Consider the following 17,147-nt stretch of genomic DNA (forward strand, 5'->3'; position numbering starts at 1 on the left):
TAAAACAGAAAAATACTGTGCGCTTAAAAAGTCTTGAAATAAAAGGGTTTAAAAGTTTTGCCGATAAAACGGTCGTTAATTTCGACGACAATATTACCGGCATTGTGGGACCGAACGGTTGCGGAAAATCCAATATTGTGGACAGCATCCGCTGGGTGATCGGGGAACAGAAGATCAGCGCCCTCCGGAGCGAGAACCTGGATTCGCTGGTGTTTAACGGATCGAAAACCCGTTCGGCAAGCGGATTGGCAGAGGTGAGTCTGACCTTTGAGAATACCAAGAACCTGCTGCCTACCGAATTCAGCACCGTGCGCATTACCCGCAAATTTTATAAAAGCGGGGAAAGTGAATACCGGCTGAATGATGTGCAGTGCCGGCTGAAGGATATCCAGAACCTGTTTATGGATACCGGGGTGAGTACGGACTCTTATGCCATCATTGCCCTGGACATGGTGGATGACCTTATCAAAGACAAGGACAACAGCCGCCGCCGGATGCTGGAGCAGGCTGCCGGTATTTCCATTTATAAGACGCGTAAAAAAGAGGCCAAGCAAAAGCTGGATGCTACCGAGCAGGACCTGAACCGGATCGAAGACCTGCTGTTTGAGATCAACAACCAGCTGAAGGCCCTGGAAAGTCAGGCTAAAAAAGCAGAAAAATACCACGAGATAAAAAAAGAATACCGTGAGGTAAGCATTGAACTGGCCAAAGCGGCACTGGAAGGGTTTAACCTTACCTATAAAGAACTGAATGAACAGCAGCAGGCGGAGACGGATAAGTCGGTACGACTGGAAGCGGAGATTGCTACTGCCGAAGCGCATATAGAGCAGGAGAAGCTGGTGTTTATTGAAAAAGAACGCGCCCTGCAAAGCATGCAGGCCGCCTATAACGAGCTGGTACAACAGGTGCGCACCAAAGAGGGCGATAAGAACCTGGCCGTACAACGCCTGCAATACCTGAAAGAACGGGAAACCGGTCTGCAGGAATTCCTTTCCAAATCCGACGCACAACTAAAGGGCATCGAAGAAAGCATCGGCTTTACACAACAGCAGGTGGGTGATGAAGAAAAAGCATATGAGGGACTCACGGAACAACTGGAGAATTTCCGGGATGAAGTGACCCGCAAACGTAACATACTGGATGAGCAGCGCCACGGTGTGGACAGTCTGCGTATGGAATACCAGCAGGTGCAGCGCGAACAGTTTGAGGCGGAGAAGAAAGTAGCGGTAGCCGATACTTCGGTACAGAACCTGCAACGGGCCATTCACCAGATCGAGGATGAATCGGCGCAACGGGAAGAACACTTACAAAAAGTACAATCCGATCACGCCCTGAAGGAACGGGAGCTGGAAGAAAAGAACGCTTCCCTGGAACAGCTGCAGGCACATCACGATCATACCAAGGAACAGATCCTGCAAACACAGGGTATTGTGGAAGAGCTGCGCAATAAGCTGGCAGATGAAAACCGTACCCTGGATGCAAAGCGGAATGAACACGACCTGCTGAAAAGTATGATCGATTCGATGGAGGGCTACCCCGAAAGCGTAAAATTCCTGCACAACAATAAAGAATGGAATACCCAGGCGCCCATCCTTTCTGATATTCTTTATGTAAAAGAAGAATACCGCACGGCGCTGGAGAATGTGCTGGAACCTTATCTGAACTATTACGTAGTGGAAGACCTGCAACAGGGACTGCAGGCCGTTCATCTGCTGAGCGATCAGAAAAAAGGGAAGGCCAATTTCTTTTTGCTGAATAAGATTGAAGCGGATAACAGCAATGGTCACAGTTTACAGGGCGCCATCCCGGCGCTGGAAGTGATCGAGGTGGAGGCACGATACCGCAAGCTGGCAGAACACCTGCTGGGCAATGTATTTATTGCAGAAGGAGAAGAAGCGCTGGAGAACAGCAACGGTTCTGTAGTGATCGAAAAACAGGGCAAGTTTGTAAAAGGCAAGTTCACCCTTACCGGTGGCAGCGTGGGCCTGATCGAAGGAAAGAAGATCGGCCGGGTAAAGAACCTGGAAAAACTGCAGGAAGATATAGCGGCGCAGGATGAAGTGGTACAAAACCTGCGGGCGCAGATACAGGCAAGGCACAATGAAGTGATCGCCTTTAATGAAGACCTGCGCGAAAATGCCATCAAAGAAACGCAGAAGGAGATCCAGGAACTGACCAACGCGGTATTTGCATTGCAGAACCGGTCGGAGAACCTGCAAAGCCAGCAGGGTACTGCAAAGAACCGGGTAGAAGAACTTACAGAGCAATTACAGAATACACAAAGCTCGGTTGCCGGTGTACGGCAGTCGCTGGCGGAATTTACCGAAATCCTGCAGCAGAATGCCAACAAGCTTTCTGAAGCAGAAGAGACGTTTAAACAGGCCGAAGGCGGATACCAGGAAGCTACAACACAGTTTAACGAATTTAACCTGAACGTAACCCGGCAGCAAAGCAAAGTGACAGCCCTGAAGCAGGAACTGAATTTTAAGACCAACCAGCTGGACGAACTGAAGCGCCAGATCGAACAAAGCACGACCCAGTTATCGGATACCGGCGGCGAGATCATCAGTTCTGAGAGCGCCCTGAAAGAGGTCGAAGAAACATTGCTGAACCTGATCCGCAGCCGCGAACAGGACCAGCAAACATTGAACGAAGCCGATCAGTCGTACTACAATATGCGGAACGTGCTGAACGAAAAAGAAAGCGAACTGCGGCATAAGATCCGTGAGAAGGAGCAGGTAGAGCATTTGCTGGCAGCCATTAAAGACAAATTGAATGAGCTGAAGCTGCAGCTGGCCGGCACACGGGAGCGGCTGAACGTGGAGTTCAAGATCCAGATCGAAGATATCCTGGATGATCCGCGCAGTTCGGAAACAGCCGTGGAAGAATTGCAGGAAAAGGCCGACCGGATGAAAAAGCGGCTGGAGAACCTTGGTGAAGTGAACCCTACGGCCATTGAAGCATTTACGGAAATGAAGAAGCGCTATGAGTTTATTGTAGAACAGAAAAGCGACCTGGTAAATGCAAAGGAAAGCCTGTTAAAGACCATTGAAGAAGTAGAAGCTACGGCCAACCAGAAATTCCTCGATACCTTTAACCAGGTGCGGGAGAATTTTCAGAAAGTATTTAAATCGCTGTTTACAGAGGACGATCAGTGTGACCTTGTACTGGAGAACCCGGAAAACCTTGCAGATACGGGGATCGATGTAGTGGCAAAACCAAAAGGGAAACGCCCGACCTCATTAACACAGCTGAGCGGGGGAGAACGGACCCTGACGGCAACCGCGCTGTTGTTTGCCATCTACCTGATCAAACCGGCACCGTTCTGTATCCTCGATGAGGTGGATGCTCCGCTGGATGATGCCAACGTGGGCAAGTTCACCAATATGATCCGCCAGTTCAGTCAGAATTCCCAGTTCATTATCGTTACGCACAACAAAACCACGATGAGCACGGTGGATGTGATCTATGGGGTAACGATGCAGGAGCCGGGTGTAAGCAAACTGGTAAGCGTGGATTTTCGCAGCCTTGCGGCACAGAATTAGGTTTTTAGTTGTTATTATTTAAATAGGCCGCCTGTTACTGCAGGTGGCTTTTTTATTGCTCATCAAACGGGTAATTCCGGAGGCGCCGGCACTCGCCGGTCTGCGCATCGATCTTTAGTACCTCAAGGGCCCGGTTCCTTGTTTCCCGTTCTTCGCCGAATATATAAAAAACGCCTTCGGGGCCCGTTTCTATGCGAAAGGTGAGCAACGAATAGAGCTGCCGGTTGGCTCGGTGCTGTTCAAAAATCTGGTGTGCCGCGGCATAGTTAATGGCCGACTGGTTGGCGATACTGTCAAATTCCGCGGTGGTTGCGCGGAACCTGCGTACCAGCCGCGAACGCTCGGGGTGCACCCAGCCTTCATTCCGGACAATGACACCGCCGGAGGAGCTGCTGTTGTTGATGACACAGTCGTCGGAAAAACGGCAGTCATGACTGCCCAGGTATCCAAACATACCATAATGCAGATAGGCATAATGATGATAGCCGGATATAAAATAATGCAGCCCGTTTGCAGTGGTTAATACAATGGTATCCTGCTTCAGAAAACTGCGGTAGGGAACCTGTAAAGAATAAGATATGTCGTTCCCCTTCTGATCATCAAATGAAGGACGGAGCATCGTGTCCTGACAGAACGTTCCGCCCCGGAGCAGCCGGAAACGCAGTGCTGACAGCTCTTTGCGGTTAAACCCTGAAAAACGGATATTGGGCTGCTCCGTGATGATACGTACCGTATCACATTCGGCAGAAAATCTTTCACCGTCTTTTTCTGCCTGCTTCTGTCTCCGTTGCATGGACCAGTAAGTGCCTCCGATGCCTATCAGAACAAGAGCAAGCAGGATGCAGGCAGCGATCAAAAATGCTTTCAGGTATCGGTTCATATGTGTTATACGGGTTGAACCCGCAATTGCAAAAATCGCTTTGTTTTGGTAAAAACGGACTTTTATATGCAGGTTATTGATCCTTATTCTTTGCAGATACTGTTTTGCCGGATCACACCGGTAACAGGTATGCGTTTCCATTGGCGGCTGTAAGTGTTTCCGGACTGGTATTGCCTGCTATGGAAATGGTTGACCGCTGCTGCAAACGGTCCGGCCGAAACCGTATATTTGCGGCTCAACAAACAGCATCCATATGATCTTGCCGGCCGTTCCCGGACAGTATCCGAGGCTTCTAGCGATATGGGAATCTGCAGTGCATGCCACGCACGATTTTCTCCGCCGGGAAGATTTTGATTATTACAAGGCGCGGATGCCGGAATATTTCGGAATGGTGCGGTTGTTTGTTTACCGGGATGTGACCACCGGCACGCTGACCGGCTTTCTTGGTATAACGGACAAACAGGTTCAAATGCTTTTTGTAGATGAGGCCGCGCGGGGAAAGGGTGTGGGAAAGCAGCTGCTGGAGCATGCAGTAACGCTGGGATGCGATGCCGTTGATGTAAACGAGCAGAATATACAGGCGATCGGTTTTTACCTGCACCAGCGATTTGAAATTACCGGGCGTGCTGCTACCGATGGTGCCGGCAAGCCCTACCCGTTGCTGCACCTGAAAAAGGTTTCTGCTTCTTAGCTTTTTATTTTTTTCTGCGGATAAATTCTTTATACCGGTCATTAATATAGGCAGTCATACTGGGCCGGTCAAGCGTCCGCGCCAGTTGATAGGAGGGACGGTACTGGTACATGAATTGCTGCAGCGAATCATTTTTTAAACCGGTAAGCCGGCTTACCCAGCCCGGTGAAAAAACATAATCAATATAGGCTTCCTCTTCATTCTTGATCAGCTGCTTCCTGAATTTACGCTGCTCCTTTGCCTTTTTGGAAAAATGGCTGATGGGACTTACAGAAATTCCAAATCCGTCCGAAGGACGATTGCCACCGGTAATGCCCGGCCCTTTTTCGAAATAATCACTGTATTCTTTCCGGCGCCGTAAGGAATCCAGCTGATAATTACTGGACACCGTAACCGTCCGTAACGTGCGGGGATCCTCTTTAAGGCCTACATCATAGCCTGTTTTTAATAACTGCTCTTCCACCTTCACCGTATCGCTGGTCATGCCGGTAAACGAAAAAACAACAAGATCCCGGTTCTTTGCTTCAATCACATAAGTACCGGCAGGTGTCGCCACGGTGGTCTTTCCGCTGGTCAGATTGGTGACCGAAGCTCCGGGCACCGGTGTGTCGTTGGTGTATAAAAAAATATTGCCTCTGAGGTGAGTTTGTCCGATAGCCGCTGCAGGCAACAGCGTTGTTCCCGTAAGTAGTATGAAAAGGATGCGCCACATATATTAAATAAAATTAAGCCGGCTTTTTGATCGGGAAACAGCGCCGTATCCAATCTTTTGTTAAAGCGAAGCAGGAGCTTTAACGGGCCTCGCCAATATCCTGGTTGGTCAATGTATAGGTTTTCAGCATTTCTCCCGGGTTCTTTGAACTGACAGACCAGCGGGCTATATTGAATATATTGGAAGTATCGCTGCAAGCTGGTGCGCCGGCAGCAGCAGGCATCAGACTGCAATTGACGGCTGTCCGCTGCTTTTCACCAATAATGATTTTTGCAATATTAAAAGGCAGAAGTACTGAGGACGGAGGACAATCTTTTAAGCAGATCGTTTCCACCACCTGGGTGCTGGAATTGGCATCCACGAGTATCTTTTCACCGGTTAAAAGAATCGTGGTGTCGCCTTCCGGATTGATCCGGCCGCTCATATATTGTATACTGACGGGTTCAGGTAAAGGATTTTCATAGATAGTGGTAAGCGTGTAGCTCGAGGGCGTACTATCCCCGTTCTTTTGACATCCGGCAAGAAACCCGGCTGCCGAAAGAATCAGCAAAAACCGTATATACCTGCGTGCCTTCATTCAATTCCTTTAACAGTAAACGCATTGGTCTTATTGGTGAAACAGAAAGTCCATTAACCCTACAGCCGGCAATCAATGGCTTTCACCTTCCTTTACGGAAGCTGTACAAATTTCCGAAAATTTAAACTATTTTGGCCGGAAATTTTTTTCAGCAGTTTAATCGTTTGTTTATGAAGCAATATATACTACTGGCAGGGCTTTTCAGCCTTTGTACCCAGCTGCCTGCCCAGGAAAAAAAAGTACTGACCAGCGCCGACTATGATCGCGCGGTGAGCACTATGAGCGGCGGCCCCGCGGCCAAAGCGTATAATTCCATGACGGTAAACCCGCAATGGCTGAAGGATGGCCGGTTGTGGTACCGGGTGCCGGGCACTGCACAGTATGTGTACATTGATCCCGCCGCCCGGAATGCCCGGCCGGTTACGAGCACAGAAGCACCTGCGGAACCGCGTTCTTCAGACAGAAGACCGGCTCCGCCGCAAAGCGTGGTATCGCCGGATGGGAAGAAAGCGGTATACATTAAAGACTGGAATCTTTGGGTAAAGGATATGGACGCCGGTACCGACAGGCAGCTCACCACCGACGGGATAAAGGACTTCGGGTACGCCACGGATAACGCGGGCTGGAAACATTCCGACCGGCCCGTTGTACTATGGTCGCCGGACAGTAAAAAGATCGCCACCTTTCAGCAGGATCAGCGGCATGTAGAAGATATGTACCTGGTGCGCACAAAAGTAGGCGCTCCGGAACTGGAGCAATGGAAATACCCCCTTCCGGGCGACAGTGCCATCATAAAAATACAACGGGTGGTGATCGATGCGGAAAAAGGAACCACCGTCCGTTTTAAAATGGAGCCCGATGAACGGAGGGGCACGCTTTGTGATGATATTGCCTGCGACGGAGATCTGGGCGACACGGAATGGAGCACCGATGGAACACAACTGGCCTTTGTATCCGTAAGCCGCGATCATAAGATCGCCCGCTTCCGTATCGCTGCTACTGCTACCGGTGAAGTGCGTACGGTGTTTGAAGAAAAAGTGCCTACACAATATGAATCCGGCCAGGGAATGACGAACTGGAGGTTTTTGCCGGAAACGAATGAGGCGATCTGGTATTCCGAGCGCAGCGGCTGGGGGCATTTGTACCTGTATGATCTGACCACCGGCACGGTAAAACAGCAAATCACCAAAGGCGATTTTGTAGTAACAAAAATGCTGCAGGTAAACCCGGGGAAAAGACAGCTCCTTTTTGAGGCCAAAGGAAAAGATCCGGGTGAAAATCCCTATTTCAGTCATTATTATATTACTGATTTCAGCGGAAAAAGCGTAACAGCACTGACCCCGGAGCCGGGCAACCATTCCATCGTGCTGTCGCCGGATGGTAATTATTTCACCGACCGGTATTCCACCCCGCTTATTCCGCCCGTGGTAAAACTGAAAAACAACAGTGGAAAAACCCTTCACGAACTGGGAACAGTGGAGCTGGATAAGCTGAAGAACGCCGGATGGCAGGCGCCGGAAGTGTTTACGGTAAAATCCGCCAGTCAGCAGTTTGATCTCTACGGATTGTTATATAAGCCGCATCACCTGGATCCTTCAAAGAAATATCCGGTGGTATTGTACATCTACCCCGGTCCGCAGGGGGGCAGTGTAGGCAGCTGGTCGTTCAGCGCTGCCAGCGGCGACTTCCAGGCGCTTGCTGAATTGGGATTTATCGTGGTGCGACTGGAAGGCAGTTGTAATCCCAACCGCTCGAAAGCGTTTCACGATGCCTGTTACGGAAATATGGGCGAGAATACGCTTCCGGACCAGATCGCCGGGCTGCGGCAGCTGGCAGAAAAGAACCGCTTTATGGACCTGGACCGGGTAGGGATATGGGGGCATTCCGGTGGCGGATTTGCCACGGCCGCCGCCATGTTTAAATACCCGGAATTCTTTAAAGTAGGTATTGCCGAATCCGGCAATCATGATAACCGGAACTATGAGGACGACTGGGGCGAACGCTATATCGGTTTGCTGGAAGGGGATAATTATGAAAAGCAGGCCAACCAGCTGTATGCCGGCAACCTGCAGGGAAAATTATTGCTGGTTACCGGAGGAATGGACGATAATGTGCCGCCCTATAATACCTACCTGGTAGCGGAGGACCTGATAAAGGCCAATAAATCCTTTGACCTGCTGGTATTCCCCAATGCGCGGCATGGCTATGGTGCCGATTCGTATTATATGACCCGCCGCCGCTGGGACTATTTTGTGCAGCATCTTTTAGGAGCAGTGCCTCCCAAGGATTATAAGATAACGATTCAATAAGGAATATTGAAAAAAGGTGCCTGGAAAGCTGTTGCAGGCCCGGCGCATCATGCGTTGTGCCTGAAGCGCAGGATCCGGGCAATGCTTCCTGCTGCAATTCAGATGCGTTTACCCGGATATTTTATTCCATTTGCGGCATATTTTAGCTACCTTTATCAAGACGGATTATTAACGTAAAAGCCTAAATTTGAACCTTTGATAAATACAATTTTTAGCTATTATGGAGAAAAAGATACACGAAGGCCGTAACGTAAAGCGCTTCCGCGAAATGCTGGGCATTAAACAGGAAACACTGGCCCTGGAACTAGGCGACGACTGGAACCAAAAGAAAATATCCATACTGGAAACCAAAGAAACCATTGATGTGCCCTTGCTGCAACAGATATCCACTGTATTAAAAATACCTGTGGAAGCGTTTCAGAATTTTGATGAGGAACAGGCTATTGTCAATATTCAAAATAATTATGAAGGAGCTAACTCGGGAAGTGGCACACTGAATAACAATGCTAGTTATGTGGACTGCACCTTTAATCCTATTGATAAATTGGTTCAACTGCATGAGGAAAAAATTGCGTTGTATGAAAGGATGTTGAAGGAGAAGGATGAGATGATGGCCGAATTAAACAAGCTAATACCTGCGAAGTAAATAATTATTAGGGCGTGCCCGCTGCCCCTGGTGCTGCAATGGGGCCAGCTGCACGGCAGCGGTCAGACAACGGCGAAGCCCTCAGCGAGACCATTAAAAACATAAAAAAAGAAACGAGCTAATCCCCTCACACAGGAGAAGAAAAAGAGACTTCTGCAAATTGATTAGAAACTAACTATTTAGAGGTGACATTCTGGCATCTTAAGTTTGAATGAAAGAAGGTGCAGCAACCCTACTTAGCTTCTTATTGATTGCAAGAGCGTAGTATTGTATAACGGCCATAAATTACCACAGATTAACAACAGCTCAAGTAATAGGCAGGCACAGGTCGGAGACCTGCGCGAGTACGCTTACCGAAAAAGAATGGGAAAAGTTGAGGTCACAAATTGTGACCTCAAGTCTGCCGCCCGGCAAGGCAGGTTGGGGAGGCACCCGCTATCGCCCCAATGTATTTACAGAGCAGGGAGTAGCCATGCTCTCCAGTATATTAAACAGTAAAATCGCCATTGAGGTCAATATCCGCATCATCCGCGTATTTACCAGGCTCCGGGAATACACACTTACCCATACCGAAATACTAATGCAACTTGCAAAACTGGAAAAAGAGGTAAAAGGCAACAGCAGGGATATTGAAAACATTTTCACCGTCCTCAGAGAGCTGATCAGTCAGCAAAGCACTCCAAAACCCCGTAATAAAATAGGCTTTAAACAATATGAGAAGGGAAGAGAATAATAAACGGAAAACAATGCCTTGGTTCGTGCCCGCATGAATCCTTTTAAACAGTTCCCGTTTATGTTCGATTCTGAAAAACTGTGAGTATTAAAAACGATATGAGCTATTAAATGACCTGCCTGCTACCTGCACTACACAACAAGACGGAAGAAGGCTCTCTAACACTCTGTACCGATAACCACCGCGAGCGGCACAATGCAGCCAAAACTCTTACAGCTGTTGTACAATCCGGTATTTACAGGAGTTCTTCGGCGTCCGTCCATTTTACTTCCGGGCTACTTCCCCCACCTGTCAGGTACTCCGCCGTACCTGATAACCAACCGCGCCAGGCTTTTACCTTAAATCACAAAGCAATTTGCTAAACTGTCGAAGCTTTTTCCTAAACAGACCTACCCGTACAAGTGGGGGTGCCCACCTCCCGCCATTGGTCAGTTTAGGTTTTGTATACCCCCCACCCACCTAAAAGTTTCGCACGCAAAGACTTTTAGGTGGGTCAGTTTAGCTTTTTGTTTCAACGGTTTAGGAATTTGCTTCAACAGTTTAGGTTTTAGATGCCTCCCCCCACCTTAAAGGTGGAGTACAGGGGTTGTACCCCACCTGCCGGGCCGATGATATTTATGCGTCGTGCCTACGGCACTCCTGCGTTCCGCAGCATGTTGCAGTCTCCGGAATAAATTCCGGAGTTTTATGTATATGCAGGCCGCTGGCCTTTTATAAGCCCGGATAAACTATTGTTGTAAAAAAGCAGGCAAGCCGGAAGACGCATCGCGTCGTCCTTATATGCCAAAAACGAACCTGGTTCGTTGTAAAAAACCTGTAATGAAAACAGGAGAACCATAGATTCGGACCATAAGTTGATGGCAATGGTGAGGATACGAGCCGGGCAAGGGGGGATGTTTCAACAGCTGATCGGCGTCACTGCGCACTGATCAGCAAGGCTGAAGAAACTTGCCCGGCTCTTACGCAAGCCCGGATAAAGTATTGTTGTAAAAAAGCAGGCAAGCTCGGAAGACGCATCGCGTCGTGCTTATATGCCAACAACGAACCGGGTTCGTTGTAAAAAACCTGCAATGATAACAGGAGAACCATAGGTTCGGCCCATAAGTTGACAGCAATGGTGAGGATACGAGCCGGGCAAGGGGAATGTTTCAACAGCTGATCGGTGTCACTGCGCACTGATCAGCAAGGCTGAAGAAACTTGTCCGGCTCTTACGCAAGCCCGGATCAAGCATTGTTGTAAAAAAACAGGCAAGCCGGAAGACGCATCGCGTCGCCCTTATATGCCAACAACGAACCGGGTTCGTTGTAAAAAACCTGCAATGAAAACAGGAGAATCATAGGTTCGGCCCATAAATTGACGGCAATGGTGAGGATACGAGCCGGGCAAGAGCGGATGTTTCAACAGCTGATCGGCGTCACTACGCACTGGTCAGCAAGGTTGAAGAAATTTGTCCGGCTCTTACGCAAGCCCGGATAAAGTATTGTTGTAAAAAAGCAGGCAAGCCAGAAGACGCATCGCGTCGCCCTTATATGCCAACAACGAACCGGGTTCGTTGTAAAAAACCCGCAATGAAAACAGGAGAACCATAGGTTCGGCCCATAAGTTGACGGCAATGGTGAGGATACGAGCCGGGCAAGGGCGGATGTTTCAACAGCTGATCGGCGTCACTGCGCACTGATCAGCAAGGCTGAAGAAACTTGTCCGGCTCTTACGCAAGCCAGACCCCTGTCATGCAAGTTCCACCCTGTTCCAGCCAATAAACCATCTGCCGCCGATGGCCCTTATAATTTTTTCATATCGATGGTCGTCTTCACGGTGATCTCCATAGGTACTTCCATTCCCTGAACTTTTGCAGTACCCTTAAGCAGCTGGGTGAGCTCGGAGGTATCCGTGATGCCGCTAGCATTGTCCATCGTAAGGGTGCCGGTAACGGTTCCATCAAGATTTATTTCCACTTCCATGCCCTGCTGTTGCATTTTTGTAGCCCCGTTGGTGCCCACTTTCCCCGTTACGTCTATAAAACTTTTACCACCTTCTGTTTTTTTCAAGGTATAGTTGTTTTGCATGGTCAGTTTATACGGCTTTTCGATCTGAACGGTGGAGGCCCAGGTGCTGCCGGCGGATACCGCTTCTTTGGGATACATTTTCAGGCTCTGTTCCAGCAAGCTCTTTATCGTGGCATCCGAGAACATCTCTTCCGTCATCTGCCGGGCAGGACTGTTGTCGGCGTTCAGTTGCTGCTTGATAGCTTCAAAGCCCTCCACTTTTTTTACGCTGCCATCGCTGGCAATGGTGGCGGTTATCTTCTGGCCCTTTATCGACCGGAACATTTTGTTGCCGGCATTGGCGGTGTCAGGACTTTCGCTGTCGATGGAGATGTCCTTACCCATGAAGCTCATATTTGTTTTTACCGCCCCGTAGGTCATCGTCAGGTTTTTATCGGCGCCCGCATCTGCAATTTCATAGAGTGCTGCTACGGTATTGTTGACATCGGCGTTTGCCGGCTGGCCCATAACCGTCTGTTTGATATTCATCGCCGTTACAGTAGCTACATCATAGCGGCTGCCGTTTGCAGGGCTGAACCGGAGCGTGATCTTTTGCGCCTGCAGGGCAGAAGCAGCCAGCATGGCAGCACTGAATAATGCTAAGGTGATTTTCTTCATTTGTTTGATTTTAAAGATTAAAACATTATAAGGTAGCGATCAGCTTTTGATTGTTGCGTACATAATCGTCGTTATTGTTCTCTTTAGCCAGTTGCATCGACCGCTCAGCCGCCACTTTTGCTTCCTGCTTTTTACCGGCTTTGGCCAGCGCTCTTGCATGCTGGTAATGGATCCAGTAGGCTTTCGGCTGTGCTTCAGCCGCTTTTCCAAACCATTCAACGGCTTTTCCAAGATCCTTATTGTTTTCCAGGTAATAGGTGGCTGCTGCAAAATAGTCGGGTTTATCCGATTGCATGGAAGCGTCAATGGAGGCCTGGATCCTTTCATCGATGGTGGTTTTTACCGGTACGGGAACCCGTACATTGCCCCAGGAGAGCTGCAGCTCGGCAGTTGTGGGGGTAATGTTCTCCAGCTGGATGGTAAAATTTTCCGTAATGGTTTTGGTGGTAACAGGTGTTACCTTGATCCGCACCACATCTTCCGATTCTTTATAGGCGGTGGGGTTGCTGGTTACGTCTGTCTGTTTGGTAAGGATAATGGTCCAGGCATTCCTGTCGGGAATGGTAAGCAGACCATACGTGCCGGCAGGAACTGTTTGGCCACCCATGGTGATGGCGTCGCTTACGGTGAGCGTGGTAGCACCATTGGCACCGGTCCTCCACAGCTTGCCAGCAGGCGCCAGGTCGGTATAAAGCTGGCGGCCTTTAAGGCTGGGGCGGCTATAGGACCATTCAATGGTGCCCAGTCCGAAATGTTGTTTTGCTGTCTGGGCCGGACTGGCAGCCGGTAATTTCACCTGGCTTTGCACACAGAAGCATATACCCGCCAGAAAAGAGGAAAATAAAATACGTTTCATTTTGTTACTTGATTGTTGTACCGCGAAAATAGAGGAATGTTCCAACTTGGATGCTTATTTTGTTAAGCATAACCGGCAACAGGCGGAGCGTTAGCTGTTTTTGCTGAAAAGCGGGTGAAACTGATCCAGTGTTTTTCGGAGGAACTCCCGGTCCAGGTGGGTGTAGATCTCGGTGGTGGTAATGCTTTCATGGCCCAGCATTTCCTGTACGGCACGGAGGTTGGCACCGCCTTCGATGAGGTGGGTGGCAAACGAATGCCGGAACGTGTGTGGGGAGATCGTTTTCTGGATCTGCGCTTTTGCCGCAAGGTCTTTTATGATCAGAAAGATCATCACCCGGGTAAGTTGTGCGCCGCGTTTGTTTAAAAAAACAATGTCCTCGTTGCCTGGCTTTACGGTTAAATGGTTCCGGATCTCTTTAAGGTATATTTTTACATACCGGGCTGCTGCATCTCCAACAGGAACCAGCCGCTCTTTATCGCCCTTGCCGATTACCCGTACATAGCCCACATCGAGGTAGAGCTGAGAAATGCGCAGGTTTACCAGCTCGCTCACCCGCAGGCCACAGCCATAGAGGATCTCAAGGATGGCCTTATTGCGTGTGCCTTCGGGTTTGCTGAGATCAATAACGGAAAGAAGCTGTTCGATTTCTTCAAAGCTGAGCACATCCGGCAGGGAGCGCCGGGTCTTGGGCGCCTCGAGGAGCAATGCGGGATCCTGCTGTACGATGTTTTCCATCAGGCAGAACCGGTAAAATGCCCGGATGCCCGAGATCACCCTGGCCTGTGAGGCGGGCTGCATGCCCAGTTCGGCGATCCAGGCGAGGAAGCCCTGGAGGTTTTTGAGTGTAATATCGGCAGGGGCCAGGGCCAGCGACTGCGTTTGCAGGTAGTCCGTCAGCTTCTCCACATCCCTCATGTATGCTTCGGTGGAATTACCGGAAAGCGATTTTTCCAGTTTTAAATATGCCTGAAAACTTTTTTTATACGATTCCCACATAAAGATAAAAGCCTGTCAGATCACTAACAGGCTTTTTTGATTTTTGTTTATTTAAAGGAGAGCGGATCGTCATGTATGATGTCTTCCCCCTCGTATTTGATTTTTGCGTAGATATGATCTTTGCTGATGTTTACAGAGTCCAGGAACGAATGCACATTGTCATGATCTACTCCTTTTACTCCTTTGTCGGTGAGCAGGGTCTTGGCCACCTTTCCGGTCTGGATATCTTCTACATAAATAAAAGTATTGTCATAATAGGAAACCAGCCCGTCGGCCACTTTGAACTTGGGGTCAAAGCTGTTGACGGCGCTTTTGTACTTCGTAGGGGTACCTTCCTTTGTCATCGGCATCTTTATCAGGTAGCCACGACCGGTAGCACAATCATTAAATTTCAGCCAGGCGCTTTGTCCTTCACCATAATCAAATCCAAAAAGCGATTTGCTGGGTTTTACGTCGCTGCCTTCAAAGAATTCAGAGAAAACGATATCGGTTTTTCCCGCCTTTGCTTTATCGAAATGGATGGAATCGATCTTGCAGTCTTTAAAGCTCAGGGTCACAAAGGGTTTGTCGGGTGTCGGACTTCCCAGGCGGAGGGGCTCGGTGATACAGGCAGAATCGTTGCAGAAAGAGGTAGGGGCTGTTTCGGCTGTTCCTTCGGCACCACCACAGGAGGCAAGCAGCGCAGCCAGTGCGATTGCACTAAATGAAAAGGATTTCAGTTTCATTCTTGTTGTTTAAGATCGTTATAAAATAAATGCAGTTCGCTAATTTACAAATTATCAATGAGTTTGATCGGGTTTTTTGAAGGCCGGAAGCATATTGGTTCTGATGGTATTTCCTGTGGAACTGCAACCTGCTATCTCGAATCTCAACTCTCAACTCTCGAACCTCAACCCCTTACAGCTCACAGAAAAACATCCTCGATCAAAAAGTATTCGGGAGGCTGATGCGGCCGGAAGGTGATGGAAAGGATATCATACTGGATGCGGTAATGCCCGGGATGCTGATGCAGGAATTCATCTGCGGCCTGCTGCAGGTACCGGAATTTCTTTTTGGTAACGCTTTCTTCCGGATGTCCGAACCGGCTGCTGCTCCGGGTTTTCACTTCTATAAAATGTAATTTGTTGTTTTGGCTGGCAATAATATCAATTTCATAATAGGAATAACGCCAGTTCCGGAAGAGGATGGTGTATGCTTTTTCTTCCAGGTAAGCAGCGGCCAGCTGTTCTCCGTGTTTTCCCAATTGATTATGTGTGGCCATTCAGTTATCTTTACCCCCAAGTTAATCTAATGTTTTAATATGCAGAAACTGGCTTTACTGGAAGGAGAGGTCAAGCATTACGACTGGGGTGGCGTTACCTTTATCCCTTCCCTGCTTCAGGTAGAAAATCCGCAAATGAAACCATTTGCCGAATACTGGATGGGAGTGCATCCCGCTGCCAAGTGCCGGCTGCTGCTGGATAAGGGGGACAATGTATTGCTCCGGGACTTTATCAATGCAGATCCGGAAGCATTACTGGGACCGGCGGTGAAACGCTCCTTTGGCCAGATGCCTTATTTGCTGAAGGTGCTGGATGTAAAGGACATGCTTTCTATACAGGTGCACCCTTCTAAAACGCAGGCTGCGCTTGATTTTGAGACGGAGAATCAGAAAGGGGTGCCGCTGAATGCGCCCGACCGCAATTACAAGGATGCCAATCATAAGCCGGAGCTGATGGTAGCGCTGAGCCCGTTTTACCTCCTGCATGGATTCAAGCCGGAAAAGAAATTAGTACAGACACTCGAAGCAGTGCCGGAGCTGCACGTATTTCTGCCGGTATTCAAAGAGGAAGGATACAAAGGCTTGTATAAGATGGCCATGGAATTGCCGCAGGAGGAAGTGAACGAACTGCTGCAGCCGCTGATCAACCGCATCATACCGCTGTACCTGCAGGAGAAGCTGGATAAAGTATCAGAAGATTTCTGGGCAGCCCGCGCCGCACAAACCTTTATACAACCCGGTTCCATCGACAGGGGGATCTTTTCCATCTACTTTTTCAATATCGTGCACCTGAAAACAGGTGAGGCGATCTTCCAGGACGCGGGTGTGCCGCATGCCTATCTGGAAGGGTATAATGTGGAGATCATGGCCAGCTCCGATAATGTGCTGAGGGGCGGACTGACCGCAAAACACATCGATACGGCGGAGCTGTTGAAACATACAAAATGCGAAGCAACACATCCCCAGGTGATCAGTAATACAAAAGGAAAGGAACGGGTCTATCCGGCACCTGTTCCGGATTTTGAATTGCGTTCCTACGATCTTAAAACCGGCGATGAGATCACGCTGCAGCCTTCCACCGCCGAGATCTTTTTACTGACGGACGGAGAGGTGGAATTGTCGGCAGCAGACAGCCGTGTGGTACTGAAGTCCGGAACGATTGCAGCAGCAGCTTTTCCGGGTGCTGTTATAAAAGTACTGGCCGGCGCCAGCTCCCGGCTGTTCCGGGCAACGGTTCCGGTAGAATTAATAAATATTTAATAAACAGAAATAAG

The 17,147-nt window shown here is 49.1% G+C and carries 14 protein-coding genes; 6 read left to right on the forward strand and 8 right to left on the reverse strand.

Annotated features, from left to right (window positions below):
• The first annotated feature begins 17 nt into the window (after positions 1-17).
• Positions 18-3,545 (forward strand): chromosome segregation protein SMC, encoded by a 3,528-nt coding sequence (gene smc, locus K7B07_RS16225; RefSeq protein ID WP_223711449.1) that lies wholly within the window; start codon positions 18-20, stop codon positions 3,543-3,545.
• Positions 3,546-3,597: 52 nt separating this feature from the next.
• On the opposite strand, the gene K7B07_RS16230 is transcribed toward smc, so the two are convergent.
• On the reverse strand, positions 3,598-4,425 hold the full coding sequence (locus K7B07_RS16230; protein ID WP_223711450.1) for a hypothetical protein: 828 nt from the start codon (positions 4,423-4,425) through the stop codon (positions 3,598-3,600).
• A 253-nt stretch (positions 4,426-4,678) separates the two neighbouring features.
• Here K7B07_RS16230 and K7B07_RS16235 point away from each other — a divergent pair, with 253 nt between their 5' ends.
• Positions 4,679-5,116, forward strand: coding sequence for a GNAT family N-acetyltransferase (locus tag K7B07_RS16235; RefSeq protein ID WP_223711452.1), 438 nt, complete (start codon positions 4,679-4,681; stop codon positions 5,114-5,116).
• 4 nt (positions 5,117-5,120) lie between these two features.
• Here the strand turns inward: K7B07_RS16235 and K7B07_RS16240 are convergent, their stop codons facing one another.
• Both K7B07_RS16240 and K7B07_RS16245 read right to left on the reverse strand, forming a co-directional pair.
• Entirely contained in the window at positions 5,121-5,828 is a 708-nt protein-coding gene (locus K7B07_RS16240; RefSeq protein ID WP_223711454.1) for a carboxypeptidase-like regulatory domain-containing protein, read from the reverse strand.
• Between the two features lie 79 nt (positions 5,829-5,907).
• Entirely contained in the window at positions 5,908-6,405 is a 498-nt protein-coding gene (locus K7B07_RS16245) for a hypothetical protein (RefSeq protein WP_223711456.1), read from the reverse strand.
• 170 nt (positions 6,406-6,575) lie between these two features.
• On the opposite strand from K7B07_RS16245, the gene K7B07_RS16250 reads away from it, so the two are divergent.
• The 3 genes from K7B07_RS16250 to K7B07_RS16260 all read left to right on the forward strand — a co-directional run bounded on the left by K7B07_RS16250 (position 6,576) and on the right by K7B07_RS16260 (position 10,093).
• On the forward strand, positions 6,576-8,714 hold the full coding sequence (locus K7B07_RS16250) for a S9 family peptidase (protein ID WP_223711458.1): 2,139 nt from the start codon (positions 6,576-6,578) through the stop codon (positions 8,712-8,714).
• Between the two features lie 220 nt (positions 8,715-8,934).
• The gene (locus K7B07_RS16255; RefSeq protein ID WP_223711460.1) at positions 8,935-9,360 is read left to right on the forward strand and encodes a helix-turn-helix domain-containing protein; all 426 of its coding nucleotides are present in this window, start codon (positions 8,935-8,937) and stop codon (positions 9,358-9,360) included.
• 313 nt (positions 9,361-9,673) lie between these two features.
• A complete protein-coding gene (locus K7B07_RS16260; protein ID WP_223713912.1) occupies positions 9,674-10,093 on the forward strand; it encodes an ORF6N domain-containing protein in 420 nt (139 codons plus the stop codon).
• Positions 10,094-11,875: 1,782 nt separating this feature from the next.
• On the opposite strand, the gene K7B07_RS16265 is transcribed toward K7B07_RS16260, so the two are convergent.
• The 5 genes from K7B07_RS16265 to K7B07_RS16285 form a co-directional block, all read right to left on the reverse strand.
• Positions 11,876-12,757, reverse strand: a complete 882-nt coding sequence (locus K7B07_RS16265; RefSeq protein WP_223711462.1) for a DUF6263 family protein — start codon at positions 12,755-12,757, stop codon at positions 11,876-11,878.
• 25 nt (positions 12,758-12,782) lie between these two features.
• Positions 12,783-13,613 carry a DUF2911 domain-containing protein gene (locus K7B07_RS16270; RefSeq protein ID WP_223711464.1) on the reverse strand — a complete coding sequence of 277 codons (831 nt, stop codon included), beginning with the start codon at positions 13,611-13,613 and terminating at the stop codon, positions 12,783-12,785.
• A 90-nt stretch (positions 13,614-13,703) separates the two neighbouring features.
• A complete protein-coding gene (xerD, locus tag K7B07_RS16275; protein ID WP_223711466.1) occupies positions 13,704-14,612 on the reverse strand; it encodes a site-specific tyrosine recombinase XerD in 909 nt (302 codons plus the stop codon).
• A gap of 47 nt (positions 14,613-14,659) precedes the next feature.
• Positions 14,660-15,337: a hypothetical protein gene (locus tag K7B07_RS16280; RefSeq protein WP_223711468.1), complete on the reverse strand. Its 678-nt coding sequence runs from the start codon at positions 15,335-15,337 to the stop codon at positions 14,660-14,662.
• Positions 15,338-15,516: 179 nt separating this feature from the next.
• Positions 15,517-15,873 (reverse strand): YraN family protein, encoded by a 357-nt coding sequence (locus tag K7B07_RS16285; protein WP_223711469.1) that lies wholly within the window; start codon positions 15,871-15,873, stop codon positions 15,517-15,519.
• A gap of 39 nt (positions 15,874-15,912) precedes the next feature.
• On the opposite strand from K7B07_RS16285, the gene manA reads away from it, so the two are divergent.
• The gene (gene manA, locus K7B07_RS16290) at positions 15,913-17,133 is read left to right on the forward strand and encodes a mannose-6-phosphate isomerase, class I (protein ID WP_223711471.1); all 1,221 of its coding nucleotides are present in this window, start codon (positions 15,913-15,915) and stop codon (positions 17,131-17,133) included.
• The last annotated feature ends 14 nt before the right edge of the window (positions 17,134-17,147 follow it).

The organism is Niabella beijingensis (assembly GCF_020034665.1).
Classification (GTDB): domain Bacteria; phylum Bacteroidota; class Bacteroidia; order Chitinophagales; family Chitinophagaceae; genus Niabella; species Niabella beijingensis.